Genomic DNA, 25,599 nt, shown 5'->3' on the forward strand with positions numbered 1-25,599 from the left:
GTGCAGGAAACCACAGGGGCCGTTCCGGAGTATCCGGGGGACGACGGCGTGACCGACGACTTTGGCCTGGCCGGCGTACCGGACGCGTTCCAGCGCCTGTGGACCCCGCACCGGATGGCCTACATCAAGGGCGGGCAGCACCAGTTCAAGAACGTGGACGACTGCCCGTTCTGCGTGGCGCCCGAACGCGAGGATGACGATTCACTGATCGTCTACCGCGGGCGGACCAGCTACGTGGTGCTCAACCTCTTCCCGTACAACCCCGGCCACCTGCTGGTCTGCCCCTACCGGCACATCCCCGACTACACGGACCTGACCGTGGAAGAGACGGCCGAATTTGCCGAGCTGACCCAGACGGCCATGCGCGTGCTGCGCAAGGTCGCCAACCCCACCGGATTCAACCTGGGGATGAACCAGGGCGTCACCGGCGGCGCCGGGATCGCAGGGCACCTGCACCAGCACGTGGTGCCCCGCTGGGGCGGGGACGGGAACTTCTTCCCGATCATCGCCCAGACCAAGGCCATCACCCAGACCCTGGGCGAGGTGCGCCAGCAGGTCGCCGAGGCATGGCCCCAAACGACCGCCGGGGCCACGGATGCTGAATAGGCACGCGCGCGGGTTCTTCACCGCGCTGTTCTCGCCCCTGGCGCGCTGGCTCCTGCGGATAGGGGTGTCCCCGGATGCCGTGACCATCGTCGGAACACTGGGCGTGGTGGTCGGGGCGCTGGTGTTCTACCCGCTGGGCCAGCTCTGGTGGGGCACCATCTTTATCACGGCCTTCATCTTCTCCGACGTCATCGACGGCATCATGGCCCGGATGCAGCAGGGCGGCGGGCGCTGGGGCAACTTCCTGGACTCCACCCTGGACCGGGTGGCCGACGGGGCGCTGTTCGCCGGCGTCGCGGTCTGGTTCTTCACCGGAGGGGCGGACACCCCGGTGGCCGTTGCCGCCGTCGTCTGCCTGGTCCTGGGCATGGTGGTGTCCTACGCGCGGGCGAAGGCCGAGTCGCTGGGCTTCGAGGCCAATGTCGGCATTGCCGAGCGCGCGGAGCGGCTCGTCTCCGTCCTGGTGGTCACCGGGTTCACCGGGCTGGGACTGCCCACCGTGGTGCTGTTCGCGACGCTCTGCCTCCTGGCCGCGGCAAGCCTCGTGACGGTCATCCAGCGGATGGTCACGGTGCGCCGCCAGGCGTTCGAAGAGTCCGGTGGAACCGCGGCGGAACAGGCCGCTTGACCGTCCGCATCCGCCGCGACGTACCCGGTGTAACCGGAATTCAGCGCGGCGCGGCGGGGGACTAGTATTAGCACTACCGGCCAATGGATCCGGTAATCCGGTGTGTGCGGCGCGGTGTATGCGCGATTGTCATCCGCGTGCCGTCCGCGCGCCGGCGAGGTCATCTATCTACCCATAGGGGTTTTTGTGTCTACACCTGATGTAAGCAGCGAAGCCGGCGCGTCCGCGAAGAGCGTCACGGGCAGCAACCGCGTCAAGCGCGGCATGGCGGAGATGCTCAAGGGCGGCGTCATCATGGACGTCGTCAACGTCGAGCAGGCCCGCATCGCCGAAGATGCCGGAGCCGTGGCAGTCATGGCGCTGGAACGCGTCCCCGCCGATATCCGCGCCCAGGGCGGCGTGTCCCGCATGTCCGATCCGGACATGATCGAGGCCATCATCAATGCCGTGTCCATCCCGGTCATGGCGAAGGTCCGGATCGGCCACTTCGTCGAGGCCCAGGTCATCCAGACCCTCGGCGTGGACTACATCGACGAGTCCGAGGTCCTGACCCCGGCCGACTACGCCAACCACATCGACAAGTGGAACTTCACCGTTCCCTTCGTCTGCGGCGCCACCAACCTCGGTGAGGCCCTGCGCCGCATCAACGAGGGTGCGGCCATGATCCGCTCCAAGGGCGAGGCCGGCACCGGCGACGTCTCCAACGCCACCACCCACATGCGCCAGATCCGCGCCGAGATCAAGAAGCTCGCCGCCCTGCCCGAGGACGAGCTCTACGTCGCCGCCAAGGAACTGCAGGCCCCGTACGAACTGGTCAAGGAAGTTGCCTCCACCGGCAAGCTCCCCGTGGTCCTGTTCACCGCCGGCGGCATCGCCACCCCGGCCGACGCCGCGATGATGATGCAGCTCGGCGCCGACGGCGTCTTCGTGGGCTCCGGCATCTTCAAGTCCGGCAACCCGGCCCAGCGTGCGGCCGCCGTCGTGAAGGCCACCACCTTCTTCGACGACCCGGAGGAAATCGCCAAGGCCTCCCGCGGCCTGGGTGAGGCAATGGTCGGCATCAACGTGGATGAAATCCCGCAGCCGCACCGCCTCGCCGAGCGCGGCTGGTAACGGAAGGCGACCGTAGCGCCTGACTCAATCGGCTTAATAAGAGAGACTGCAGAGGCTCCATGAGCGAGGCGCTTCGGCGCCGAGCTTATGGAGAAGCTGTCGAACGCGGCGGCCGGTCACCATATTGGTGACCGGCCGCCGTCGTTTGTTCTAGAGGGAGCTACTCGAGGCCGCGGCGCTTCAGCAGCGGTTCGAGGCCGGCGTCGCGGCCGCGGAACGCGCGGAAGGACTCCAGCGGGTCGCGGCTGTTGCCCCGGGAGAGCAGTTCGGCGCGGAAGAAGTCGCCGTTGGCCCGGGTGAGGCCGCCGTTGTCCTTGAACCACTCCACCGTCTCGGCGTCCAGTACTTCGCTCCAGATGTAGGAGTAGTAGCCCGCGGCGTAGCCGGCGCCGGCGAAGATGTGCTGGAAGTAGCCGGTGCGGTAGCGCGGCGGGATCAGGTGGTGCGCCACACCGGCGGCCGCGAGGGCCTTGGCCTCGAATTCCATGACGTCCTCGGGCACCTCGGAACCGTCCAGCACATGCCAGGCGAGGTCCAGCAGGGCTGCGCCGAGGTACTCGGTGGTGCCGAAGCCCTCGCCCCACAGCCGGGCGGCGTCGAGCTTGTCCACCACCTCCAGCGGCAGCGCCTCGCCCGTGGCGTGGTGGCGTGCGTAGTTGGCCAGGACTTCCGGCCACATGATCCACATTTCATTCACCTGTGAGGGATATTCCACGAAGTCCCGCGGCACGGAAGTGCCCGAGAACCGCGGGTAGGTGACCGCGGAGAACAGGCCGTGCAGGGCGTGGCCGAACTCGTGGAACGTGGTGCGGAGCTCGTCGAGGGTCAGGAGTGTGGGTTCGCCGGCCGGCGGCTTGGAGATGTTGAGGTTGTTGATCACCACGGGCCGGGTGCCGAGCAGCCCGGACTGTTCCACGAGGGAGTTCATCCACGCCCCGCCGCGCTTGGACTCGCGGGTGTAGTAGTCGCCCAGGAACAGCCCCAGCTCGGTCCCGTCCGCATTGCGGACCTCCCAGACGCGCACGTCGGGGTGGTAGCCGGCGAGGTCGGCGCGTTCGTGGAACGTGATGCCGTAGAGCGCATTGGCGGCGAAGAACACGCCGTCGTTGAGGACCCGGTCCAGCTCAAAATAGGGGCGCAGGGCCTGCTCGTCCACCGCGTACCGTTCACGTTTAACCTTCGCGGAATAGTAGGCCCAGTCCCAGGCCTCGAGGGGGTGGCCGGCTGCTTCCGCCAGCGCCTCGGCCTCGGCGTCGGCGTTCCGGACGGCAGCCGGTGCCAGCCGGTTCATCATGGTCTGCACGGCGGCGAAGTCCGGCGCCGTCTGCTGGTCCACCACCAGCTCGGCGTAGTTGGCGAAGCCCAGCAGTGCGGCCTTCTCGGCCCGGAGCCGGGCCGTGTCCTTCACCAGGTCCAGGACGTCGAGGGCGGATCCGTCGCTGCCGCGGCCGACCGAGGCCTCGTAGAGGCGGCGGCGGACGTCCCGGTTGTCCAGGGCGGCGAGGGCGGGCTGGTTGCTGGGCTGGATCAGGGTCAGCAGGTACTTGCCCTCGTGCCCGGCGGTGCGGGCGGCCTCCGCCGCGCTGGCGACGTCGTCCGCAGGCAGGCCGGCGAGCTCGGCGGCGTCGTCGAGCAGCAGTGAGGCGGCCTTCATCGCTTCCTTGACCCGCTGGCCGAACTCGGTGCCGAGCCGGGACAGCTCGGCGTTGACGGCCTTGAGCCGTTCCTGCCCGGCGTCGTCGAGCTGGATGCCGGACTGGCGGAATTCCTTGAGGTACTCGTCCACCAGCCGCGCGGATTCGGCGTCGAGCTGGTCCGTGGGGACGGCGGCGAACCGTTCGTAGAGCCCCCGGTTCAGGTAGACGGCGTCCTGGTGCGCCGAGAACCGCGGGGACAGGACGGTTTCGAGGCTGCGGATGGCGTCCGAGGCGTCCGCCGAGACGAGGGTGTAGAAGGATGCCGCCGCACGCTGCAGGAGCTGGCCGGACCGTTCCATGGCCAGCACCGTGTTTTCAAACGTGGCGGGCTCCGGGGTGTCCACGATCGCCTGGATCTCCGCGAGGTGCCCGGCCAGGCCGGCGTCGACGGCTTCGGCGTAATGCTCGGCGGTGATGTCCGCAAACGGCGGCAGGCCGAACGGCAGGGGACTGGGGCTCATCAGGGGATTAGTCATGAAACGACTCTTTCATGTAAAGGGATGGGCATCAACGGCCTGCTAAGCGTGTTGTGCCCGTCGCCGCCGTAGGATTGCGCCATGCGAACCAACACCTCCCGGTTGCGGGGCCGGCTCCTCGCCGCCGCGGCAACGGTCTCCCTGATGGCCGCCGTGGCATCCTGCGGCATCGGCGCCGGCCCGGACAGCAGCCGGCCAGGCTCCCCGGCCGCGGGCGGCACCACAACCACGGGAGCGTCCGCCTCGCAGGCGCCGGACCCGGCGGCACCGCCGTCGGTGACTCCGAGCGCCACCCCGACGCCAACGCCGACGCCAGGGAAAGGTCCCGGCTGCGAGGCCGTCCGGTGCACGTCGGTGGTGGTCACCGGGGACATGCTGGTGCACGCCCAGCTCTGGGAACAGGCCCGCGCGGACGCACTGGCCACGGGCGCCAAGGGACTGGACTTCGGGCCGCTTCTTGAGGGCCAGCGGAAGTACATCGAGAAGAGTGACCTGGCCATCTGTCACCAGGAAACGCCCGTTGCCGGGCCGGCCGGGCCGTTCTCCGCCTACCCGTCCTTCAACGTTCCGCCACAGATCCTCACGGCCGCCCAGAAGGTGGGCTACCAGGTGTGCACCACCGCCAGCAACCACACCGTAGACCGCGGCACCGCCGGGCTGGTGCGGACCCTGGACGCACTTGACGCCGCCGGGCTGCAGCACACCGGCGCCTACCGGAGCGAAGTCGACTCCGAGGGCATCCTGATCGTCCCCACGGCCGCGGCGAAAATCGCCGTGATCAGCGCGACGTACGGGCTGAACGGGCAGGTCCCCGAGGCCGCCTGGCAGGTGGACATGCTCGACCCCGGGGTGATGATCGCCAAGGCGAAGAAGGCCAGGGAACTCGGTGCGGACATCGTGCTGGCCGCGATGCATGCCGGCGACGAATACTCCAGTGTGCCGAACGCCGAGCAGACGTCGGTGGCCCATGCCCTCGCGGACAGCGGCCAGTTCACCATGATCTACAGCCACCACTCGCACTCGGTCCTGCCGATCGAGAAGTACAAGGGAACGTGGATCGCCTACGGCCTGGGCAACGGCATCACCGAACTTTCACCGAACTATGTGGTGAACAACGAGGGCCTGCTGGTCCGGGTGCAGTTCAGCGAGGACGCATCCGGCACATGGACCGCCTCTGACCTGGCCTGGGCGCCGTCGGTCATGGTCCGCGGGCCGTACCGCTGGTGCTCCGTGGCATCCGATGCCCCGCAGGGCACCTGCGCAAGTGCCGCGGCCGACGCCGCCACGCACAAGCGCACCCAGACCGTGGTCGAGTCGATGGGGGCCGCTGCTGCGGGCGCCCACGAGCTGCTGATCACCAAGGAACCGTAGCCCGTCCGGGACAGGAGGCTTCTCGTGGGCAGAGTATCGACGGCGGACCGGGAACCCCGGACCGGGACGTTCCCCAACGGCATGGAGTACCTGAGCTGGGGCACCGGCCCGAAAACCCTCCTCTTCATCCCGGGCGGGCCGGGGAGCTCCGTCCCGCAGGGGATGCTGCGCCGCATGTTCAGGCAGCAGTTCATTCCGTTTCTCGAGGCCGGCTATGCCGTCTGGATCGTCACCCGGCGGCGGGGCATGCCGCCGGACCACACCATGGCCGATATGGCGGACGACTACGCGGCCCTGATCGCCGGACGGTTCGGCGGGCGGGTGGACGTCGTTGTGGCGGAGTCATTCGGCGGGATGGTGGGGCAGTACCTGGCCGCGCGGCATCCGGACGCCTTTGGCCGCATCGCCCTGGTGGTCACCGCCGCGGAGCTGAGCGACTGGGGCAAGGACGTCGACGCGCGAATGGCCGCAGCCCTGGCGGGCGGCGACACCACCGGCGCCGGGACGGTTTTTGCGGAGTACATGCTCCCGGGCCGGCGGATGCTGTGGCTGCGGCGCCTGATCGGCCCGCTGATCAGCCGAAGGCTCCTCAGCGGGGCCGATGTCCCCGCCCAGGACGTGCTCACTGAGGTGCAGGGGGAGATGACCTTCAACTCCCGGGAGGTGCTCCCGCTGATCCGGCGGCCCGTCCTCCTGATCTGCGGCGGCTCAGACCAGTTCTTCCTCCGCGACGTGGCGCAGGAAACGGCCGGACTGATTCCGGACTGCACGCTCATCTGGTACGAGGGGAAGGGCCATCTCCGGGCCGCCTCCAGCGGTAGCGTCGCCCGGGACGTGCTGGAGTACGCCGGCCGCGCCTGAGGGGCGGCCGGTCCGCAGCCGGCCCGGCCTAGGGGACGTCCGGGTCCAGCTCCAGGACCATAAAAACGCTGTTCGGGTCCTCCGTGTAGCCGGCAAAGGGCGGGCAGAGGTCGAATCCGTGGCGCTGGTACAGCCGGCGGGCCGGGGCGAAGAAGTCCTCGCTGCCGGTCTCAAGGTACAGGCGCCGGCAGCCCGCACGCCGAGCCTCGGCCAGGATGTGCGCCAGCAGCAGGGTGGCGACGCCCCGGCCGCGCGCAGGGGCGGCGGTGCGCATCGACTTGAGCTCGCCCTGCCTAGCACCGGCCGCCCCGGGACCGAGCTGTTTCAGCGCCCCGCAGCCGAGCAGCACACCGTCCTCGCGCGCCGTCCAGAAGCTGATGCCGGGGCCCGCAAGCGCCGCAGGGTCAAGGGCGTGGACGCTTTCCGCGGGCGAGGTGGCGAACATGTCCGCCAGGTGCTCAGCCAGGAGCTGCCGGACGTCCTCGCGGGCGGGGCTGTCCCGTTCAATCCGGATCATGGGCACCGCTCCGCCGTCGTGGCTGCCCATTCAGCGCGGGCGGCGCGCGGCGTGTTCACGGGCGAGGACGGCGTAGCTGTCGTCCGGGGTGCCCGGCGAGAAGCTGCCGTACTTGCGCTCGACGGCGGTCCGGATGAGGAAGTCCGCCAGGGCCGGGTTCTTCGGCAGCAGGGACCCGTGCAGGTAGCTCGCCACGATGTTCCTGTAGCGGGCGCCTTCCTGCCCGTCGGCGCTGTTGTTGCCTGTGCCCTTGGCGGTGGTTCCCAGCGGTGAAACGCCGGGGCCGAGGGTGGTCTGGCCGCTGTGGTTCTCGTAGCCCAGGATCGTGCCGAACTCGGGGGAGGACACGGCCACGTTGCCGATCAGCCGCTCATCGGTGCCGTTGGTTTCCACGTCCAGGATGCCGATCCCCGGGATCACGGAACCCGTCCGGGTCTTGAAGAACTTGCCGAACAGCTGGTACAGCCCGCAGATCACCAGCATGGGCACGCCGTCCTCGGCCAGCTGCTTCAGCACGGTCTCGCGGGACAGCAGGTCATCCTGGATGACGAGCTGTCCGCTGTCCTGCCCGCCGCCGCCGACAATCAGGTCGACATCGGCCGGGAACTCGTCGCCCACGTTGTACTCGAGGAGCTCCGGCGTGTAGCCGTGCCAGCGCAGCCGCTGGGCCAGCACCAGGGCGTTGCCCCAGTCGCCGTAGATGTTCATGTCGCGCGGATACAGCTGCAGCACCCGGATGGTCCCCTTGGAGGGCGCGGGGGAGTCCTCGGGCGGGAGCACGTGCTCGAACGGGAGGCCGGAGTCGGACTGGGGGGTCATGAGACCACCTCTACTGTGGTGATTTTGGACAGCTCGCGGCGGATGGCCAGCATGGCTGTATAGGTGCAGAAAATGCGCTTCGGCTTGTCCCGGGCGCCGCTGATGAACGCCGCCAGGGCCGGGGCGATCTCGGTCTCCACGGCACCGATCGCGACATCGTCGTACTGCAGGCGCAGCGCCATGTCATAGGCGCGGGAGCCGCTCAGCTGGTCCACGCCGCCGTCGCGGAGGGTGTCGAACTCGACATCCCACAGCCAGGACATGTCGCGCCCGTCGGCGTAGTTGTCGTTGATCGCGATCATCGTGGCGTAGCCGGCGGCCGGGAAGGACTTCAGCCCCAGCCGGAAGCCGCTGGGGTTCTTTACCAGCACCAGGTCCAGCGGCAGGCCGTCGACCACCAGGCTTTCGCCGCGGCCGAACGCCGGCGCCACCTGGGACAGCGCCGCGAGGAGCCCGTCGTTGTCCGCGGCCTTCTGTCCTTGCGCGGGCAGGCCGCTTGCCGCGTCCTTGACCGCGATGGCCCGGGCCAGGGTCAGCGCGGCGGCGGCGTTGAAGATGTTGTAGACGCCGCGGAGCTTCATCGCCGTGGTCGCGGTGACGCCGTCGTACTCAAAGTCGGCATCCGCCGCGCCCACCCGCCGCAGCACGACGTCGGCGTGCGGCTTCGCGGGCGCCGCCGGCACCGGGCTGCCGGGGGCAGCCCGCATCTCGTCGTCGTTGGGGAAGGTGCTCAGCAGGGAATCGTCCAGGCCGAAGTAGCGGACCTCGAGTCCCGCGACGGTGTCGGCGATCCGGGCGACGCGCGGGTCCTCCCGGTTCAGCACCACCGTGCCCGTGGTCTTCGACGCAATGTGCTGCAGCAGCTGCGCGGTCTTGTCGATCTCGCCGAAACGGTCCAGCTGGTCGCGCAGGACGTTGAGCAGCAGGCAGTAGCGCGGCGGCACCTGGTTCACGAAGTGCACAGCGTGGGCCTCGTCCAGCTCCAGGACGGCGACGTCGGCGTCCAGCCGGCCGCGCCAGTCCACCTCGCCGAGCAAAGCCGCGGCCACGCCCCGGGTGAAGTTGCTGCCGGTGCGGTTCGTGAACACCTTCAGGCCCTGGCTCTCCAGGAGCTCCACCACCATCTTCGTGGTGGTCGTTTTGCCGTTCGTGCCGCTGACGACGGCGACGCCCAGCGGCAGCGTCGACAGTGTCCTCTTCATAAAGCCGGGATCGATTTTTTCGACCACCAGCCCGGGAAGGGCCGAGCCTCCGCCCCTGAGCCGGGAGACCCGGCGAACGAACTTTCCGAGCGGAACGCTGATGTAAAGCATGGTTTGTAATATATCCCAGCGGAGGCATGCAAGCCCGCCGGGCAGGGACCGTGCATGCCTTGCGGGGCGGCCGGGAGCATTATGCTGTTCGGATGACCAACCCCTCTTCCACGCCTGACTCCCGCGTGGGCTCAGGCCTGCGGATCGGCGTCCTGGCCCTCCAGGGCGACTTCCGCGAGCATCTGCACGCGGTGGAAGACGCCGGCGCCACCGGCGTCGGCGTCCGCCGGCCGGCCGAACTCGACGGCCTGGACGGCCTTATTATTCCCGGCGGCGAATCCACCACCATCGACAAGCTGTCCCGGGCGTTCGGACTCCGTGACCCCCTGCGCGGACGCATCCGCGACGGACTGCCGGTCTACGGCTCCTGCGCCGGGATGATCCTCCTCGCGGACCAGATCACGGACCCCGCCAAGGACCTGGACGGCAACCCGCAGCAGACGTTCGGCGGCCTCGACATCACGGTGCGCCGCAACGCGTTCGGCCGGCAGCGCGAGTCCTTCGAAACGGACCTTGACTTCAAGGGCCTCGAGTTCAGCGCCACCGGCAACGGTGTGGCTCCGGTCCATGCGGTCTTCATCCGCGGACCATGGGTGGAGCGCGTCGGTGACGGCGTGGAGGTCCTTGCCGAGGTGGAGCCGTCCAAGGCATCCCACCCCGAGGCCCTGGCCGGGACGGCTAGAATTGTTGCTGTGCGTTCCGGAAAGCTGCTCGCCACCTCCTTCCACCCGGAAGTGACAGGGGAGAAGCGCGTGCATGAATTGTTTATTCGAATGATCAGAGGAGAAGCGTAAAGCATGTCAGGCCACTCCAAATGGGCGACGACCAAGCACAAAAAGGCCATCCTCGATAGCCGCCGGGCAAAGTCGTTCGCCAAGCTGATCAAGAACATCGAAGTCGCCGCGCGGATGGGCGGCCCGGATCTCGCCGGCAACCCCAGCCTGGAACTTGCCGTCACCAAGGCCAAGAAGACCTCGGTCCCGGCGGACAACATCGACCGCGCCATCAAGCGCGGCGCCGGCCTCACCGGCGAAGTGGTGGACTACACGGAGATCATGTACGAATGCCGCGGGCCGCAGGGCTCCGCGCTGCTGATCGAGTGCCTCACGGACAACAAGAACCGGGCAGCCTCCGAGGTGCGCCTCGCCATCTCCCGCAACGGCGGCACCATCGCCGATCCCGGCTCGGTCAGCTACCTGTTCTCCCGCAAGGGCGTGGTGTCGCTGCCGAAGAACGGCCTCAGCGAGGACGACGTCCTGATGGCCGTGCTCGACGCCGGCGCCGAGGAAGTCAAGGACAACGGGGACAGCTTCGAAATCCACTCCGAGCCGACCGACCTGCAGGCCATCCGCGAGGCGCTCAAGGAAGCCGGGATCGAGTACGACACCGACGAGGCCGAGTTTGTGCCCTCCATGCAGGTGCCGCTGGATGTCGATGCCGCCAAGAAGTTCATGAAGCTGGTGGATGCCCTCGAAGAGCTCGACGACGTCCAGAACGTCTACAGCAACGCCGACCTCAGCGACGAAGTGCAGGCCGCACTGGAAGCAGAGTGACCCTTCGCGTCCTCGGCGTCGATCCGGGCCTCACCCGCTGCGGGATCGGCGTCGTGGACGTCGAAAAGAACCGGCGCGCCACCATGGTGGCGTTCGGCGTCGTCGGAACATCGCCCGAGGAAAGCCTGGACCAGCGGCTCCTGGTCATCGCCACCTCAATCGACGAGTGGCTGGACCGGCACGAACCCCACGTCCTCGCCGTCGAACGCGTCTTCTCGCAGCTCAACGTCAGCACCGTGATGGGCGTGGCCCAGGCGTCCGGTGTGGTGATCGCCGCCGCCGCGCGGCGCGGCATCCCGGTGGCGCTGCATACGCCGTCGGAGGTCAAGGCCGCCGTCACCGGCAGCGGAACCTCCAACAAGGACGCCGTCACCAAGCTGGTCACCAAAATCCTCCGGCTCGACGCCCCGCCCCGGCCCGCGGACGCCGCCGACGCCCTCGCGCTGGCCATCACGCACGCCTGGCGGGCCGGCTCCGGCGCGTCCAGCACGTCCGCCACACGCGCAGGCATCCCGGCGCCGCGCGGCCAGTCGCTCACCCCCGCCCAGCGCGCCTGGGCGGACGCGGAGGCCAAAGCGCGCCGTGCCCGCTGAATATCCGCCGGTGCCGCCTCAGCGCTTGGTAGGGTATTCGTAGATATGTTCGGATAGCCGGTTCGGCCGGCCCCTTTTTATATAGACACTGTTTTCAGTTGAATTGTCAGGAGCCCGGCTTGATCAGTTTTCTCCGCGGAACCGTAGCGCACGTCGGCCTGTCCTCCGCAGTGATCGACCTCAACGGCGCCGGCATGAGCGTCAACGCCACCCCGCAGACCCTCAGCAGGCTCCGCACCGGCGAGGAGGGGAAACTCTTCACGTCCCTGATCGTGCGCGAGGATTCCCTCACCCTGTTCGGGTTCGGCACCGACGATGAGCGCGAGGTTTTCGACGTCCTGCTGAGCGTCAGCGGGGTGGGACCCCGCCTGGCGCTGGCGGTCCTGGCGGTCCACGAGCCCGAGGCCATCCGCGTCGCCGCCCACTCCGGCGACGGCAAGGCCTTCACCAAGGTCCCCGGCATCGGGCCCAAGGTGGCCGGCCGGATCGTGCTGGAACTCGCCGGCAAGCTCGTGCCGCACGGCACTGCCGCGGGGATCGCTGCCCCGGCAGCCTCCGCCGAGGCGGTCTGGAAGCCGCAGGTGGTCGCCGCCATGACAAGCCTCGGCTGGTCCGAAAAGGACGCCACCTCCAGCATCGATAAATCCCTGGCCGACCAGCCCGAGCTGGCCGAAGAGGGCAATGTCGCCGAGATCCTGCGTGCCACCCTCCGCTGGCTGGGCCAGGACGGTGCCCGCGCCGGGAACAGGATAGGCGCCCGTGGCTGAGCCGTCCCTGGTCGGCGGGGGAGAGGAGCCGGAGGAGCGGGTCATTGAAGCCGCGCTCCGGCCCAAGAACCTGCACGACTTCGTCGGCCAGCACCGCGTCCGGAAGCAGCTCTCCCTCGTCCTCGAGGCGTCCCGCATGCGCGGCCGCAGCGCCGACCACGTGCTGCTCTCCGGCCCGCCCGGACTGGGTAAAACCACGCTGTCCATGATCATCGCGGCCGAAATGAACGCCCCGCTGCGGATCAGCAGCGGCCCGGCCATCCAACATGCCGGGGACCTCGCGGCCATCCTGTCCTCCCTCTCCGAAGGCGAGGTCCTTTTCCTCGACGAGATCCACCGGATGTCCCGCCCGGCCGAGGAGATGCTGTACATGGCGATGGAGGACTTCCGGGTCGACATCGTGGTGGGCAAGGGCGCCGGGGCCACGGCCATCCCGCTTGAGCTGCCGCCGTTCACGCTGGTCGGCGCCACGACGCGCGCCGGCCTGCTGCCGGGGCCCCTCCGGGACCGTTTCGGCTTCACCGGACACCTCGAGTTCTATTCCGTGGCCGAACTGGAGCTGGTGCTCCGCCGGTCCGCCGGGCTCCTGGACCTCAAGGTCAACTCGGCCGGGTTCAGCGAAATCGCGGGCCGTTCCCGCGGCACCCCCCGCATCGCCAACCGGCTCCTGCGACGGGTCCGCGACTGGGCGCTGGTGCACGGGGTCGAGCAGATCGACGCCCGGGCCGCATCCGCAGCCCTGGACATGTACGAGGTGGACAAGCGGGGACTGGACCGGCTGGACCGCGCGGTGCTCGATGCCCTCATCACCAAGTTCGGCGGCGGTCCCGTGGGCCTGTCCACCCTGGCCATTGCCGTCGGCGAAGAGACGGAAACGGTGGAGACCGTCGCTGAGCCGTACCTGGTCCGCGAGGGCCTCCTGGGCCGCACCCCGCGCGGCCGGATCGCGCTCGCGCCGGCCTGGACGCACCTCGGATTCGCGGTGCCGCCGGGGGTGTTCGCGCAGGACCCGCTGGAGCTCTTCCCGGCCGACGACGGCGATCCGGACACCGGCGCCGGGCAGGGCCGTAATGCCGATCCGGAATGGATCCGTAATAGTCAATAGCACCGCCGCGCAACGTTTTCCCTTTAGACTGGTATGACGCTCGGCACGTTCGGGTCTTTGTCTCTGCGCGCGGCCAGCACCTGGCCGACCTCGCCGGCATCATTGCCTGCCAGGCCCGGAGCGAAGCGGACGTTGCTGTAAAACCAGCTACGCAAGTACAGAACGGAACTTTCCCTGTGTTCGGACTTATCTCTGCCCAGACCCAGCCGCAGGCCGGCGGCGGCATCGACATCATGACCATTCTGCTGTTCGCCATGCTCGGCGTCTTCATCTTCATGATGTTCCGCCGCAACAAGAAGACCCAGCAGCAGCAGGCGCAGCTCCAGTCGAAGTTTGCCCCGGGTGTTGAGGTCATGACGAGCTTTGGCCTGTTCGGCCGCATCGTCGAGATCGATGAGGACGAGAACAAGGTCCTGCTGGAACTGTCCCCGGGCAACACCGCCACTGTGCACCGCCAGGCTGTCACCAAGATCGTCGAGCCCGTCGTCGCAGCCGAGGAGCCCACCGTGGTTCCCAACGACGCGTCCTCGCTGACCGCCGAGACCACCGCTGACGGTACTGTCGCCGGCGGAACCGCCGGTACCGCCGACAACACTGCCCCGCGCGTCGAGACGCCCGAAGAAACCATGCGCCGCCTCAACGACGAAGGCAAGAAAGACAGCTAGTCTGCCTGATTGAGCACCCCCGCGAAGTAACGGTTGCGGGCAACCGCCGGAACGGGCCGCACAGCCCGTACCGGCGGTTCCTCCGTAAATACTAGAAAGATCGACAATGGCACGAACTGGCCCCAAAAACACAGCCCTCAGGGTGCTGGTCTGGCTCGGCGTAATCCTCGCCGTACTGACCGCCGTCCTGGCCGGCGGCACCATGGCCGGGCAGGCGAGCTGGGCTCCCAAGCTGGCCCTGGACCTTGAAGGCGGCACCCAGATGATCCTGGCGCCCAAGGTCGAGGGCGGTTCGGACATCACCGAAGAGCAGCTCAACCAGGCCGTGGCGATCATCCGCCAGCGCGTGGACGGCTCCGGCGTCGCCGAGGCCGAAATCAGCACGCAGTCCGGCCGCAACGTCGTCGTCAGCCTCCCGGGGACGCCGTCCAAGGAAACCCGCGCCCTGATCCAGGCTTCCGCCGACATGAACTTCCGGCCCGTCCTGCAGGCCGGTCCCGGCGCAGCCGTGCCCGAAGAGGCACGGACCCCGGAGGACCAGCTGCCCAAGCCGACCGCCGAGCCCACCAACGGCAGCGACGTCAACTGGGTCACCCCCGAGATCTACAAGGAGTTCGAGGCCCTCGACTGCGACAACCCGTCGCAGGAGCAGCGGGAGCGCTCCGACCCGGCCAAGCCGCTGGTCACCTGCGAACCCGCATCCGCGAACTCGCCGGCCATCAAGTACATCCTTGGCCCGGTTGAGGTCAAGGGCTCGAACATCGCCGGCTCGTCCTTCCAGCTGCAGCGCGGCGCCCAGGGCGCCGTGACCAACGAGTGGGCTGTGAACATCCAGTTCAACGAAGAAGGCACGGCCAAGTTCAAGGAAGTCACCGAGCGGCTGTACCAGTTCTTCATCGCCGGCGGCGGGGAAAGCGGTTCCGACCCCAAGGCGCAGTTCGCGATTGTCCTGGACGACCAGGTCATCTCCGCGCCGCGCTCCCTCGCGGTCATCACCGACGGCCGCCCGCAGATCACGGGCGGGTTTACCGAGGAATCCGCGAAGGCCCTCTCCGACCAGCTGCGCTTCGGCGCCCTGCCGATCAGCTTCGAGATCCAGAGCGAACAGCAGATTTCGGCAACCCTCGGCGGCGAGCAGCTCCGCATGGGCATGCTGGCGGGCCTGATCGGCCTGCTGCTGGTGGTGGTCTACTCGCTGGTGCAGTACCGGGCCCTGGGCCTGGTGACCGTCGCCTCCCTGGTGATGGCCGGCGCATTCACCTACCTGGCCATCGCGATCCTGGGCTGGACCGAGAACTACCGGCTCTCGCTGGCCGGCGTCGCCGGCATCATCGTGGCCATCGGGCAGACCGCAGACTCGTTCATCGTCTACTTCGAACGTATCCGAGACGAGCTCCGCGAGGGCCGCGGCCTGGTCTCCGCCGTCGAGAACGGCTGGAAGCGCGCCAAGCGCACGGTCCTGGCATCCAAGGCCGTCAACCTGCTGGCCGCCGTCGTGCTGTACTTCGTGGCGGTGGGCAACGTGCGCGGCTTCGCGTTCACCCTGGGCCTGACGGCCATTGCCGACCTGATCGTCGTCTTTATGTTCACGCACCCGACCCTGCAGCTGCTGGCCCGCACCAAGTTCTTCGGTGAAGGCCACCCGCTCTCCGGGCTGGACCCGAAGAGCCTCGGCGCCGTGCCCCTGTACCGGGGCGCCGGACGGTTCCGCACGCCTGCGGACAAGCCGGCCATGGCAGCTGCGCTGCGCGCCAAGAACACCGGCGCCGCGGCCGAGGCCGAACGCCGGATGACCATTGCAGAACGACGCCTCGCGGAACGGCAGGACCAGCTTGCCGGGTCCTCCAAGAGCGCGTCCAAGGAGGGCAACTAAATGGCCACCAGCTTCGCCAATTTCGGCAACGAGCTCTACACGGGCAAGCGCTCGTACGACTTCGTCGGATCCAAGAAAATCTGGTTCACGATCGCAGCCGTGCTGGTTGCGCTTTCGATCCTGCTGCCCGTCGTCAAGGGCGGCTTCAACCTTGGGATTGAATTCCGGGGCGGCTCCGAATTCACGGTCTCCAACGTGCAGACCACGGACCCGGCCCTCGGCGAGAAAGCCGTCGAGGATGTCGTCGCCGGCAGCGTTCCCCGCGTGGCCAACGTCGCGGGCAACACGATGCGGATCCAGACGGACAAGCTCACCGAGGACGAGACGCTCCAGATCAAGGCCGGCCTCACCGAGGCCTACGGTGTGACGGACAACGAGGTGACCTCCACGTTCATCGGCCCCACCTGGGGCGCAGACGTCACCAAGCAGGCCCTGCTGGGCCTGGCGATCTTCGTTGCGCTGGCCGCCGTGCTGATGGCGCTGTACTTCCGCACGTGGAAGATGTCGCTCTCGGCCATCGTGGGCATGCTCGTGACGATGTTCATCACGGCCGGTGTCTACGCCCTGAGTGACTTTGAGGTCACGCCGTCGGCAATCATCGGCTTCCTCACCGTGCTGAGCTACTCCCTGTACGACACCGTGGTGGTCTTCGACAAGATCCGCGAGAACACCGCGGACCTGCAGGCCTCCACCCGGCGGACGTTCAGCGAGGAAGTCAACCTGGCCGTCAACCAGACTTTGGTCCGCTCCATCAACACGATGATGGTGGCCATCCTCCCGGTCGGCGCCATCCTCTTCATCGGCGCAGGGCTCCTGGGTGCCGGAACGCTGCGGGACCTCTCCCTGGCACTGTTCGTCGGAATCCTGATCGGCACGGCGGCCACCATCTTCATCGCCGCGCCGCTGTACGCCTGGCTGCGCCAGGGCGAGCCGGAACTGGTCAAGCAGGCCGAGCGGGTGCAGCAGCGCCGCGCCCACGCCGCCAAGACCGGCGCCCCGGCAGAACCGGCCACGGCCTAGCCGCACCGGACTGCCGGAAAGAACTGCCCGCCGGGCAGCCGAGCCGTAACCAACGGGCCGGAGAACGTCATTCGTGACGCTCTCCGGCCCGTTGCCGTACAACGGCCGGTTATCGAAGTATCCTGCTGCGGGAATACACTGGAAGAATTAACGGGTTCGGAGAGGTGCTCCATTGGAAGAACGTTCGACGCCGGTGCCAGCAGCGCCGGTGGATAAGGCTCCAGGCCAGGGTTCGCAGACTGGTGTGGTGGCTCCCGGACGCGCCGATGCTCCGGTGCCCGTGGATAGCTCGGGCGCACGCCCCACGTTCCCCGGCCGGCGTGAACGCACCCGTTCCCGGCTTGCCCGCCTGACCGGGCGCGGCGCCCCCGCCTATTCACCCATCCTCGAGCCGCTCCTGCGGACTGTGCGGGCCAACAACCCCAAAGAGGACTTCGACCTCATCCAGCGCGCTTTCGTCGTGGCCGAGCGCTGCCACCGCGGCCAGAAGCGCAAGAGCGGCGATCCCTACATCACGCATCCGGTGGCCGTGGCCACCATCCTGGCCGAACTGGGGCTCAGCGGAACCACCCTCGCGGCGGCCCTCCTGCACGACACCGTCGAGGACACCTCATACACCCTGGATGACCTGAAGGCCGAGTTCGGCCCGGAAGTCGCCATGCTGGTGGACGGGGTGACCAAGCTTGACAAGGTCAGCTTCGGTGAGGCCGCGCAGTCGGAAACCGTCCGCAAGATGGTTGTGGCCATGGCCAAGGACATCCGGGTCCTCATGATCAAGCTTGCCGACCGGCTGCACAACGCCAGGACCTGGCGCTTCGTCTCGGCCGAATCGTCCGCGCGCAAGGCCCGGGAAACCCTGGAAATCTTCGCCCCGCTGGCCCACCGGCTCGGCATGAACACCATCAAGTGGGAGCTCGAAGACCTCTCCTTCGCCGCCCTGTACCCCAAGGTCTACGAAGAGATCGTCCGCATGGTGGGGGACCGGACCCCCGAACGGGAGAAGAACCTCTCCGTGATCCGCAACCAGATCACCGAGGACCTGCGCGATGCCAGGATCAAAGCCACCATCACGGGCCGGCCCAAGCACTACTACTCGATCTACCAGAAGATGATTGTCCGCGACAAGGACTTCGACGACATCAACGACCTGATGGGCGTCCGGGTCCTGGTGGACTCGGTCCGGGACTGTTACGCCGCCCTCGGCGCCATGCATTCGCGCTGGAACCCCCTCCCCGGGCGGTTCAAGGACTACATCGCGATGCCCAAGTTCAACATGTACCAGTCGCTGCACACCACGGTGATCGGCCCGGGCGGGAAGCCCGTGGAGATCCAGATCCGCACCCACGAGATGCACCGCCGCGCGGAGTACGGCGTGGCGGCGCACTGGAAGTACAAAGACCAGCCGAACCGCACCGCCGCGGGTCCCGGCAGCCCGCGCGACGGCGACATGGGCTGGCTCCGGTCCCTGGTGGACTGGCAGCAGGAAACCTCCGATCCCGGCGAGTTCCTCGATTCGCTGCGCTTCGAGATCAACGCCCGCGAAGTGTTCGTCTTCACGCCCAAGGGCGAGGTCATGGCCCTGCCCGCCGGGTCCACTCCCGTGGACTTCGCCTACGCCGTCCACACCGAGGTGGGCCACCGGACCATCGGGGCCCGCGTCAACGGGAAGCTGGTTCCGCTCAACAGCGAACTCAACCACGGCGACTGGGTGGAGATCTTCACCTCCAAGGCGGAGGGCGCCGGGCCCAGCCAGGACTGGCAGCACTTCGTCAAGAGCGCCCGCGCCCGCAACAAGATCAGGCAGTGGTTCAGCAAGGAACGCCGCGAGGAATCGATCGACCGCGGCAAGGACCTCCTGACGAAGGCGATGCGGAAGCAGAACCTTCCGCTGCAGCGCCTCATGACCCACGACGCCCTCGCGGCGGTGGCCGAGGACTTCAAGTACGTCGACATTTCCGGGCTGTACGCCGGGGTGGGCGACGGGCACACGTCCGCCCAGTCCGTCATGGAACGCCTCGTGGAAAGCCTGGGCGGGAATGACACGCCCGAGGACGACCTCACCGAGGTGTCCATCCCGACGCAGGTCACCAAGGCCCGGTACTCCGATTCCGGTGTTGTGGTGCGCGGCGTGGACGACGTGTGGGTCAAGCTCGCGCGCTGCTGCACGCCGGTGCCGCCGGACCCGATCCTGGGCTTCGTCACCCGCGGCTCCGGGGTGTCCGTGCACCGGACGGACTGCACCAACGTCACCGGGCTGCTGGAGCAGCCGGACCGGATCGTCGAGGTCGAATGGGCACCGACGCAGTCAAGCGTCTTCCTGGTCGAGATCCAGGTCGAGGCGCTGGACCGCAAGTCCCTGCTCTCGGATGTGACCCGGATCCTCTCGGAAAACCACGTCAATATCCTGGCTGCCAGCGTGCACACCTCCACGGACCGCGTGGCGATCTCCAAGTTCGCGTTCGAGATGGGCGACCCCAAGTACCTCAGCCACGTGTTGAGCGCGGTCCGCCGCATCGACGGTGTCTTTGACGTCTACCGCACGACGGGTAACCGCCGGCGCAGCTGAGCTCAGGCGCCGGGCATGAGGCCCCCGTTCCCGCTTACGGGCGGGCCTCCCGGGGCAAGGTGAGGATCTCGGCTCCGTCGCCGGTAATGGCGATGGTGTGCTCGCTGTGTGCTGTCCGGCAGCCGGTCGCACTGCGGAGGGTCCACCCGTCGGCGTCCGTGACCAGCTCGGCGGTGTCCGCCATAACCCACGGCTCCAGTGCCAGCAGCAGCCCGGGGCGGAGTTTGTATCCGCGGCCGGGACGCCCGGTGTTCGGGACGTGCGGGTCCTGGTGCATCGTGGATCCGATGCCATGTCCGCCAAACTGAGTGTTGATGGCGTAGCCCGCTTCACTGAGGACGGAGCCGATGGCATGGGAGATGTCGCCGATGCGGGCTCCGGGGCCGGCCGCGGCGATCCCTGCGGCCAAGGCGTGCTCGGTGGCGTTGATCATCGCGACGCTCTCCGGAGGCTGTGCGCCGCCCACGATGAAGCTGATGGCTGAGTCCGCCGCGACGCCACCTTTGGCCACGGCGAGGTCGAGTGTCAGCAGGTCGCCGTCGGCAAGCGTGTAGTCCCGGGGCAGCCCGTGGAGCACGGCGTCGTTGACGCCTGTGCAGATGTAGTGGCCGAAGGGCCCGCGGCCAAAGGATGGGGCATAGTCGACGTAGCAGGACTGCGCCCCGGCTTCCAGGATCATCGCCTGGGCCCAGCGGTCGATGTCCAGCAGGTTGGTGCCGACCACGCTGCGGCTTTTCAGGGACTGCAGGATGTCGGCGACGAGGGCACCGGCCTCCCTTGCCCGGGCCAGTTCGGTGGGGTTCAGGATTTCGATCATGCGGCACCTTCTGTCAGTTTCCAATAACTATACCGGTCATATTATCCCGGTATTAGAATTGGATCCATGGTCAGACTGCCGCTCACACCCTCCGACGTCGAACGCGGGGAACGCCTTGGTGCCCTCTTGCGCCACGCCAGGGGAGGGCGCCCCATGCTCGAGGTCGCACTGAGCGCGGGTGTCTCCCCGGAGACCCTCCGGAAGATCGAGACGGGACGCGTGGCCACCCCTGCTTTCCCGACCATCGCGGCGATTGCCGGTGTCCTCGGCCTGTCCCTCGATGCGGTGTGGGCAGAGATCAACCAGGTCGAAAATGATATCGAACCGGCTGCTGCCGGCCAGGGCCCGCGCGAGCGCCTGGCCTCCTGAGGCGGGGCGTCCGGGCCCGGCGCGGCCGTCGCTGGGGTGCTATGGCGACGGCCCGGCCCGGAGGCAGTCGAGTTTTGCCAGGGCCGCCTTCTTGTGCGGCACCTTGGGGGTGGCCTCGACTGCCAGCAGGAGCAGCCGGAGGCGCAGGCCCAGTTCGGGCTGGGCCAGCAGCGCCCGGAGTGCCGGCACGGCCCGCTCGGCATCCACGTGCAGCGCTATGTCCACGGAGGTGCGCAGCGGGCTGGTTACCATCAGTCCGCCCAGGCTCACGACGTCGTAGGCGCCCAGGCGCACTTCATGAAGGGTGCAGCCCCGGGTGGACCTGAGGCTGGAGATGCGCCGTTTTGCGTCCACCAGGAGGGCCAGGCGGTCCGGTTCCGGGGCGCAGCCGAAGATCCAGGCAGCCGTCATCCGGCCGGCGACCACCCGCTGCCGGATGGCCGGCCGGATCAGCACCGCAGCGGCCCGGGCGCGCAGGTGCGGGGTGGGGCGGGTGCCCGGCGCCAGGTAGCCGCACTCGTTGAGCCGTGCCAGCACACCGTCGGAGGCCATGGCCTGGAGCTCAGGCCACGTGAACAGGGGCCCGGGGGAGTACAGTTCGGGGCCGGACGGAACCGGCGGTGCCGGAGGGCCGGAAGCGGGGACCATGCCGCCATCCTGTACCCGCTCCGGGCAAAGCGAACAGGCCCCGCCCCGGTCATGTGGATAACCGGTGCGGGGCCTGCTGTGTGGTGCTTGGGGCTAGGAGAGTTCGCTTGCCGACTTCTCGAGCTGCGCCAGCCACGCCTCACGGGCTTCGAGTGCTTCCTTGGCGGCCTGGATCTTGCGCTGGTCGCCGGCCTTCTCTGCTTTGGCAAGGTCGTCGCGGAGCCCGGCGATAGCGGACTCCAGCTGAGTCAGCGCGCTGTTGGTGCGCGCCTTCGTCTCCGGGTTGGACCGCTTCCAGTTCTCGTCCTCGGCCTGGCGTACGGCGTCTTCGACCTTCCGCAGCCCAGCCTCGACCCGGCCCATGTCGGAGCGGGGCACCTTGCCCGCTTCTTCCCACCGGTCGCGGATGGACTGCAGCGACTTCTTGGCGGCCGCGAGGTCCTTGATGGGCAGGAGCTCGTTGGCCTCCACCAGGAGTGCCTCCTTGACCACGAGGTTGGCGCCGTACTCCTGGTCGATCTCGTCGTTGGCTGCCTGCCGGTTGGTGAAGAAGACATCCTGGGCGGCGCGGAACCGCGCCCACAGGGCATCGTCGTCCTTGCGGCTGGCGCGCGGCGACGCCTTCCACTGGTCCATCAGGCGGCGGTACTCGCCGGCGGCGAAGCCCCAGTCGGTCGACGAGGACAGTGCCTCGGCCTCGGTGATCAGCTTCTCCTTGGCGGCCTTGGCTGCCGAGTTGTTGCTGTCCAGCTGGGAGAAGTACGCACGGCGGTGGCGGTCGAACACCGTGCGGGCAGCACGGAACCGCTTCCAGAGTGCGTCTTCGTTGCTGCGCCCGAGCCGGACGCCGCTCTTCTGCGCGGTCTTCCAGCTCTCGAACAGTTCGTTCATGCGGGCGCTGGAGGTCTTCCACTGGATCTGTGCCGGGTCGTGGCCGGCGATCTCCTCAGCCTCGGCCACGATCGCTTCACGGGCGGCCAGTTCTGCGGCGCGCACGGCCTCGTGTTCGGCCTTCTCAGCCTTTTCCAGCGCAGTGATCTGCTGGGCAAGCGTGTCCAGGCGGCCCTCGGCGGAGCGGATATCGCCCACCATGTTCCGCTCGGCCAACAGCTCGCGCAGGTGGGTGACGGTCTTCTGCATGTCCGTGGTGGGCGCCTTGGAGCTCACTCGCTGTTCCAGCAGGAGGATCTGGGCGACGACGTCGTCGTACTTCCGGGCGAAGTAGCCCAGGGCTTCATCATCGCTGACGCCGGGGTACTGGCCCACGGGGTGCTCTTCACCGTCGACGGTCAGGAACACGTGGCCGTCGCCTTCGACGCGGCCCCAGCGTGCGGCCTCGGCCAGGGACGCGGCGGAGGAAACGGCCGGGGGAACGGCAGCCGGTGCTGCCGGCGAGGGCTTGGACTTCGGCCGGGCAGCAAACGCTGCCGGGGACGGTGCAGGCCGGGGTGCGGCAGGAGCCGGCGCAGGCGCCGAAGCGGCCTCTTCGGCGGGAGCCTCGGCAGCCGCCGAAGCGGCCTCCTCGGCGGGAGCCTCGGCAGCCGCCGGGGCAGCGTCCTCGGCGGATGCCTCAGCCTCGGGTGCCTCAGCGGGCACCTCGGCCTCCGCAGCCTGCCCGGTCGCCGCTTCCGGCACCGTGTCTGTGGGGGTGTCGGTCGCCTCGGCCGTCACCGAAGCCGGGGCTTCGGTTTCGCCGGCAACTGCTGCTGACACTGTTTCGTCGGATTTCTGACTGTCTGTCACCGCTAGAAGTCTTTCGCTTGGAGGGAAATACCGGGGCCGTGGCCACTGGGACAACGGCTGGTTACTTCAGAGAGAACGAGTCTATCGTGACTGGTTCCGCGGGGGCGCCGTCTGCGGCGTTATCACCCGGTTTTAGTCCTGCGGCCGCAATATTGGACACCACGTCCAGGCCCGACGTCACCTTGCCCACCACGGTGTAGCCGCCGGCGGCATCGGCCGGAATGACGGTGTCTTTGTACACGATGAAGAACTGCGTGCCGTTGCTGTAGGCGTTGCCGCCGCTGCGGGCCACCGCGATGGTGCCGGCGGGGTAGTTGTTGTCCTGCGGCGTGTTTTCCAGGGGCCCCCACGTGAAGCCGGGGTCGCTGCTGCCGTCGCCGGCCTTGGAGCCGCACTGCAGCACCCCGAACGTCTCGCCCGTGGTGAGCCGGTGGCAGTTCAGGCCGGCGTAGAAGTTCTGGTCCGCCAGGGACTTGAAGACGGCGGCCGCCTGGGGTGCGGCTGTTCCGTCCAGTTCGACGCCGAGGGTGCCGCTGTTCAGCTTGAGTTCGCCGGTGAACGTTTGGCCCGCGGCCGTCTCGGGCTTGGGGATGTTCTCGGCATTCGTGGGGGAGGCCGACGGCGTGGGGGACGGTGTGGTCAGTCCGGCCTGGGCGGCGGCGTACTCATCCTCGGTGGGATTGGAGGAGAAGACCGTCAGCTGGAGCACCAGGGCGAGGACCACCGCGGCCGTTCCTGCGCTGATGGCCAGGACGTTGTCGCGCTTGCGGCGCTTGTCCTGTTCCTTGCGCAGCTCGCGCTTCGCCTCCATCTGCTGGACGCGCCGCCTGGCTTCGCGGGCGCTCCGTGAACTGGCCGCCAAAAGTCCTCCTGGGTGTAGGGCCGAAACCGGGCCGCGCCGGGGCGCCGTTGCGGTTTCAGCGGTCATGCTGCGGCAATCCGGCGGTACCTTGCCGCATTAGAAGTTGCGGCGGGGGAACGCATAAACTGACTGCCGCACACAGTTTATGCATGACCGGCCGCTCTGCTGCCTATCTGATCCCCGTTTCGGTCGCCCCGTTTTGGCCGCAACGCGGCGCAGGAGGCGCCGGCCGGTTTTACCTGAGGAGAAAATCCACCATGGCACGCACCGCCTCCCTGTCCGGATTCCCCGAGTGGCTTCCCGAGGAGCGGCTGGTGGAGCTGCATGTGCTGGACACGCTGCGCCGGGTCTTTGAACTCCACGGTTTTTCCTCGATCGAAACCCGCGCGGTGGAGACCGTGGGGCAGCTGCTGCGCAAGGGTGAGATCGACAAAGAGGTCTACGGCCTGAGCCGGCTGCAGGACGACGACGCAGCGGACGCGGCATCGCACAAGGCCGATCCGAACGCCCTGGCCCTGCACTTCGACCTCACCGTGCCCTTCGCCCGGTACGTCGTCGAGAACGCCGGCTACCTTGCGTTTCCGTTCCGCCGGTACCAGATCCAGAAGGTGTGGCGCGGTGAGCGTCCGCAGGAAGGCCGTGCCCGGGAGTTCACCCAGGCGGACATCGATATCGTGGGCGACGGCGACCTGCCGTTCCGGTACGACGTCGAGATCGCCCTGGTCATCGCGGAGGCGCTGGGCGCCCTTCCGATCCCTGACTTCCTGCTCCGGATCAACAACCGCAAGCTGGCCGAGGGCTTCTACAACGGCATCGGCCTCACGGACACCGCAGGGGTGCTGCGCAGCATCGACAAGCTCGAGAAGATCGGCCCGGCCAAGGTCGCCGAACTCCTGAAGTCAGAGCTTGGGGCCTCGGACGAGCAGGCGCAGGCCGCGCTCAAACTCGCCTCGATCCGCACCGAAGACACCTCCTTCGTGGAACAGGTCCGCGCCCTCGGCGTCAGCAACGAACTGCTCGAGGAAGGCCTGGCGGAGCTGGAGCAGGTCATTGCCGCCGCCGTCCAGCGCGCCCCCGGCAAGGTGGTGGCGGACCTCAGCATCGCCCGCGGCCTGGACTACTACACCGGCACCGTGGTGGAAACCGTCCTGGTGGGCCACGAACAGCTCGGCTCGATCTGCTCCGGCGGACGCTATGACGCCCTCGCCAGCAAGGGCAACCGCAAGTTCCCCGGCGTCGGGCTTTCCATCGGCGTGACCCGGCTGGTCTCACGGATCCTCAGCCAGGACCTCGCCAAGGCCACACGCTCCGTGCCCACCGCCGTACTGGTGGCGCTGAACAGCGATGACAGCTGGGGTGCGGCGCAGGACGTCGCCGCGGAGCTCCGCAGCCGCGGCATCGCCACCGAGGTGGCGGCCAAGGCCGAGAAGTTCGGCAAGCAGATCAAATTCGCGGACCGCCGCGGCATCCCCTTCGTCTGGTTCACGGACGACGACGGCAAGCACCAGGTCAAGGACATCCGCTCCGGCGAACAGGTCGACGCCGACCCGGCCACCTGGGCTCCGGCCCCGGAGGACCTGAACGTCCGGGTCCTGAAGGCCTAAGCGGCTGGATTCT

General features: G+C 68.2%; 24 protein-coding genes. 16 read left to right on the forward strand and 8 right to left on the reverse strand.

Annotated elements, in window-relative coordinates; translation table 11 throughout:
* From AR539_RS13085 to pdxS, 3 genes are all read left to right on the forward strand, one after another.
* Nucleotides 1–606, forward strand: coding sequence for an HIT family protein (locus AR539_RS13085; RefSeq protein WP_066437588.1), 606 nt, complete (start codon nt 1–3; stop codon nt 604–606).
* A complete protein-coding gene (pgsA, locus tag AR539_RS13090; RefSeq protein ID WP_066437591.1) occupies nt 596–1,234 on the forward strand; it encodes a phosphatidylinositol phosphate synthase in 639 nt (212 codons plus the stop codon). The genes AR539_RS13085 and pgsA overlap by 11 nt, the downstream gene beginning before the upstream one ends.
* Nucleotides 1,235–1,420: 186 nt before the next feature.
* Nucleotides 1,421–2,347 (forward strand): pyridoxal 5'-phosphate synthase lyase subunit PdxS, encoded by a 927-nt coding sequence (gene pdxS / locus AR539_RS13095; RefSeq protein WP_066437593.1) that lies wholly within the window; start codon nt 1,421–1,423, stop codon nt 2,345–2,347.
* Between the two features lie 160 nt (nt 2,348–2,507).
* On the opposite strand, the gene AR539_RS13100 is transcribed toward pdxS, so the two are convergent.
* The gene (locus AR539_RS13100) at nt 2,508–4,520 is read right to left on the reverse strand and encodes a M3 family metallopeptidase (protein ID WP_066437596.1); all 2,013 of its coding nucleotides are present in this window, start codon (nt 4,518–4,520) and stop codon (nt 2,508–2,510) included.
* 81 nt (nt 4,521–4,601) lie between these two features.
* On the opposite strand from AR539_RS13100, the gene AR539_RS13105 reads away from it, so the two are divergent.
* Nucleotides 4,602–5,891: a CapA family protein gene (locus tag AR539_RS13105; RefSeq protein WP_231728611.1), complete on the forward strand. Its 1,290-nt coding sequence runs from the start codon at nt 4,602–4,604 to the stop codon at nt 5,889–5,891.
* Nucleotides 5,892–5,915: 24 nt separating this feature from the next.
* A complete protein-coding gene (locus AR539_RS13110) occupies nt 5,916–6,752 on the forward strand; it encodes an alpha/beta fold hydrolase (RefSeq protein ID WP_066437599.1) in 837 nt (278 codons plus the stop codon).
* A 28-nt stretch (nt 6,753–6,780) separates the two neighbouring features.
* Here the strand turns inward: AR539_RS13110 and AR539_RS13115 are convergent, their stop codons facing one another.
* The 3 genes from AR539_RS13115 to AR539_RS13125 are packed head-to-tail and all read right to left on the reverse strand — an operon-like array spanning nt 6,781 to nt 9,401.
* Nucleotides 6,781–7,269 (reverse strand): GNAT family N-acetyltransferase, encoded by a 489-nt coding sequence (locus AR539_RS13115; protein ID WP_066439971.1) that lies wholly within the window; start codon nt 7,267–7,269, stop codon nt 6,781–6,783.
* 30 nt (nt 7,270–7,299) lie between these two features.
* Complete coding sequence (locus AR539_RS13120) at nt 7,300–8,088, reverse strand: type 1 glutamine amidotransferase (protein WP_269433707.1); 789 nt, start codon at nt 8,086–8,088, stop codon at nt 7,300–7,302.
* Nucleotides 8,085–9,401, reverse strand: a complete 1,317-nt coding sequence (locus AR539_RS13125) for a Mur ligase family protein (protein WP_066437602.1) — start codon at nt 9,399–9,401, stop codon at nt 8,085–8,087. The genes AR539_RS13120 and AR539_RS13125 overlap by 4 nt, the downstream gene beginning before the upstream one ends.
* Before the next feature lie 92 nt (nt 9,402–9,493).
* Between AR539_RS13125 and pdxT the strand changes: the two genes are divergently transcribed.
* From pdxT to AR539_RS13170, 9 genes are all read left to right on the forward strand, one after another.
* A complete protein-coding gene (gene pdxT, locus AR539_RS13130) occupies nt 9,494–10,195 on the forward strand; it encodes a pyridoxal 5'-phosphate synthase glutaminase subunit PdxT (RefSeq protein ID WP_066437605.1) in 702 nt (233 codons plus the stop codon).
* Nucleotides 10,196–10,198: 3 nt separating this feature from the next.
* Nucleotides 10,199–10,954 carry a YebC/PmpR family DNA-binding transcriptional regulator gene (locus tag AR539_RS13135; protein ID WP_066437608.1) on the forward strand — a complete coding sequence of 252 codons (756 nt, stop codon included), beginning with the start codon at nt 10,199–10,201 and terminating at the stop codon, nt 10,952–10,954.
* A complete protein-coding gene (ruvC, locus tag AR539_RS13140; RefSeq protein WP_066437610.1) occupies nt 10,951–11,547 on the forward strand; it encodes a crossover junction endodeoxyribonuclease RuvC in 597 nt (198 codons plus the stop codon). The genes AR539_RS13135 and ruvC overlap by 4 nt, the downstream gene beginning before the upstream one ends.
* Nucleotides 11,548–11,666: 119 nt before the next feature.
* Nucleotides 11,667–12,314 (forward strand): Holliday junction branch migration protein RuvA, encoded by a 648-nt coding sequence (gene ruvA / locus AR539_RS13145; protein WP_066437612.1) that lies wholly within the window; start codon nt 11,667–11,669, stop codon nt 12,312–12,314.
* Nucleotides 12,307–13,419 (forward strand): Holliday junction branch migration DNA helicase RuvB, encoded by a 1,113-nt coding sequence (ruvB, locus tag AR539_RS13150; protein WP_066437614.1) that lies wholly within the window; start codon nt 12,307–12,309, stop codon nt 13,417–13,419. The genes ruvA and ruvB overlap by 8 nt, the downstream gene beginning before the upstream one ends.
* Nucleotides 13,420–13,652: 233 nt before the next feature.
* The gene (gene yajC, locus AR539_RS13155; protein ID WP_066439975.1) at nt 13,653–14,084 is read left to right on the forward strand and encodes a preprotein translocase subunit YajC; all 432 of its coding nucleotides are present in this window, start codon (nt 13,653–13,655) and stop codon (nt 14,082–14,084) included.
* A gap of 106 nt (nt 14,085–14,190) precedes the next feature.
* Complete coding sequence (gene secD / locus AR539_RS13160; RefSeq protein ID WP_066437617.1) at nt 14,191–15,957, forward strand: protein translocase subunit SecD; 1,767 nt, start codon at nt 14,191–14,193, stop codon at nt 15,955–15,957.
* Nucleotides 15,958–16,977: a protein translocase subunit SecF gene (secF, locus tag AR539_RS13165; protein WP_066437620.1), complete on the forward strand. Its 1,020-nt coding sequence runs from the start codon at nt 15,958–15,960 to the stop codon at nt 16,975–16,977.
* A 172-nt stretch (nt 16,978–17,149) separates the two neighbouring features.
* Nucleotides 17,150–19,543 carry a RelA/SpoT family protein gene (locus AR539_RS13170; protein WP_066437626.1) on the forward strand — a complete coding sequence of 798 codons (2,394 nt, stop codon included), beginning with the start codon at nt 17,150–17,152 and terminating at the stop codon, nt 19,541–19,543.
* A gap of 34 nt (nt 19,544–19,577) precedes the next feature.
* On the opposite strand, the gene map is transcribed toward AR539_RS13170, so the two are convergent.
* Entirely contained in the window at nt 19,578–20,360 is a 783-nt protein-coding gene (gene map, locus AR539_RS13175; RefSeq protein WP_066437627.1) for a type I methionyl aminopeptidase, read from the reverse strand.
* A 66-nt stretch (nt 20,361–20,426) separates the two neighbouring features.
* On the opposite strand from map, the gene AR539_RS13180 reads away from it, so the two are divergent.
* Nucleotides 20,427–20,729 carry a helix-turn-helix domain-containing protein gene (locus tag AR539_RS13180; RefSeq protein ID WP_066437630.1) on the forward strand — a complete coding sequence of 101 codons (303 nt, stop codon included), beginning with the start codon at nt 20,427–20,429 and terminating at the stop codon, nt 20,727–20,729.
* A 39-nt stretch (nt 20,730–20,768) separates the two neighbouring features.
* On the opposite strand, the gene AR539_RS13185 is transcribed toward AR539_RS13180, so the two are convergent.
* The 3 genes from AR539_RS13185 to AR539_RS13195 all read right to left on the reverse strand — a co-directional run bounded on the left by AR539_RS13185 (nt 20,769) and on the right by AR539_RS13195 (nt 23,982).
* Nucleotides 20,769–21,377 carry a hypothetical protein gene (locus tag AR539_RS13185; protein WP_066437633.1) on the reverse strand — a complete coding sequence of 203 codons (609 nt, stop codon included), beginning with the start codon at nt 21,375–21,377 and terminating at the stop codon, nt 20,769–20,771.
* A gap of 93 nt (nt 21,378–21,470) precedes the next feature.
* Complete coding sequence (locus tag AR539_RS13190; RefSeq protein WP_066437636.1) at nt 21,471–23,120, reverse strand: DUF349 domain-containing protein; 1,650 nt, start codon at nt 23,118–23,120, stop codon at nt 21,471–21,473.
* Between the two features lie 61 nt (nt 23,121–23,181).
* Nucleotides 23,182–23,982 carry a peptidylprolyl isomerase gene (locus AR539_RS13195; RefSeq protein WP_066437638.1) on the reverse strand — a complete coding sequence of 267 codons (801 nt, stop codon included), beginning with the start codon at nt 23,980–23,982 and terminating at the stop codon, nt 23,182–23,184.
* A 257-nt stretch (nt 23,983–24,239) separates the two neighbouring features.
* Between AR539_RS13195 and hisS the strand changes: the two genes are divergently transcribed.
* A complete protein-coding gene (gene hisS, locus AR539_RS13200; RefSeq protein WP_066437645.1) occupies nt 24,240–25,586 on the forward strand; it encodes a histidine--tRNA ligase in 1,347 nt (448 codons plus the stop codon).
* Nucleotides 25,587–25,599: the final 13 nt, after the last annotated feature.

The sequence above is a fragment of the Arthrobacter sp. EPSL27 genome, from assembly GCF_001512305.1.
GTDB lineage: Bacteria > Actinomycetota > Actinomycetes > Actinomycetales > Micrococcaceae > Arthrobacter.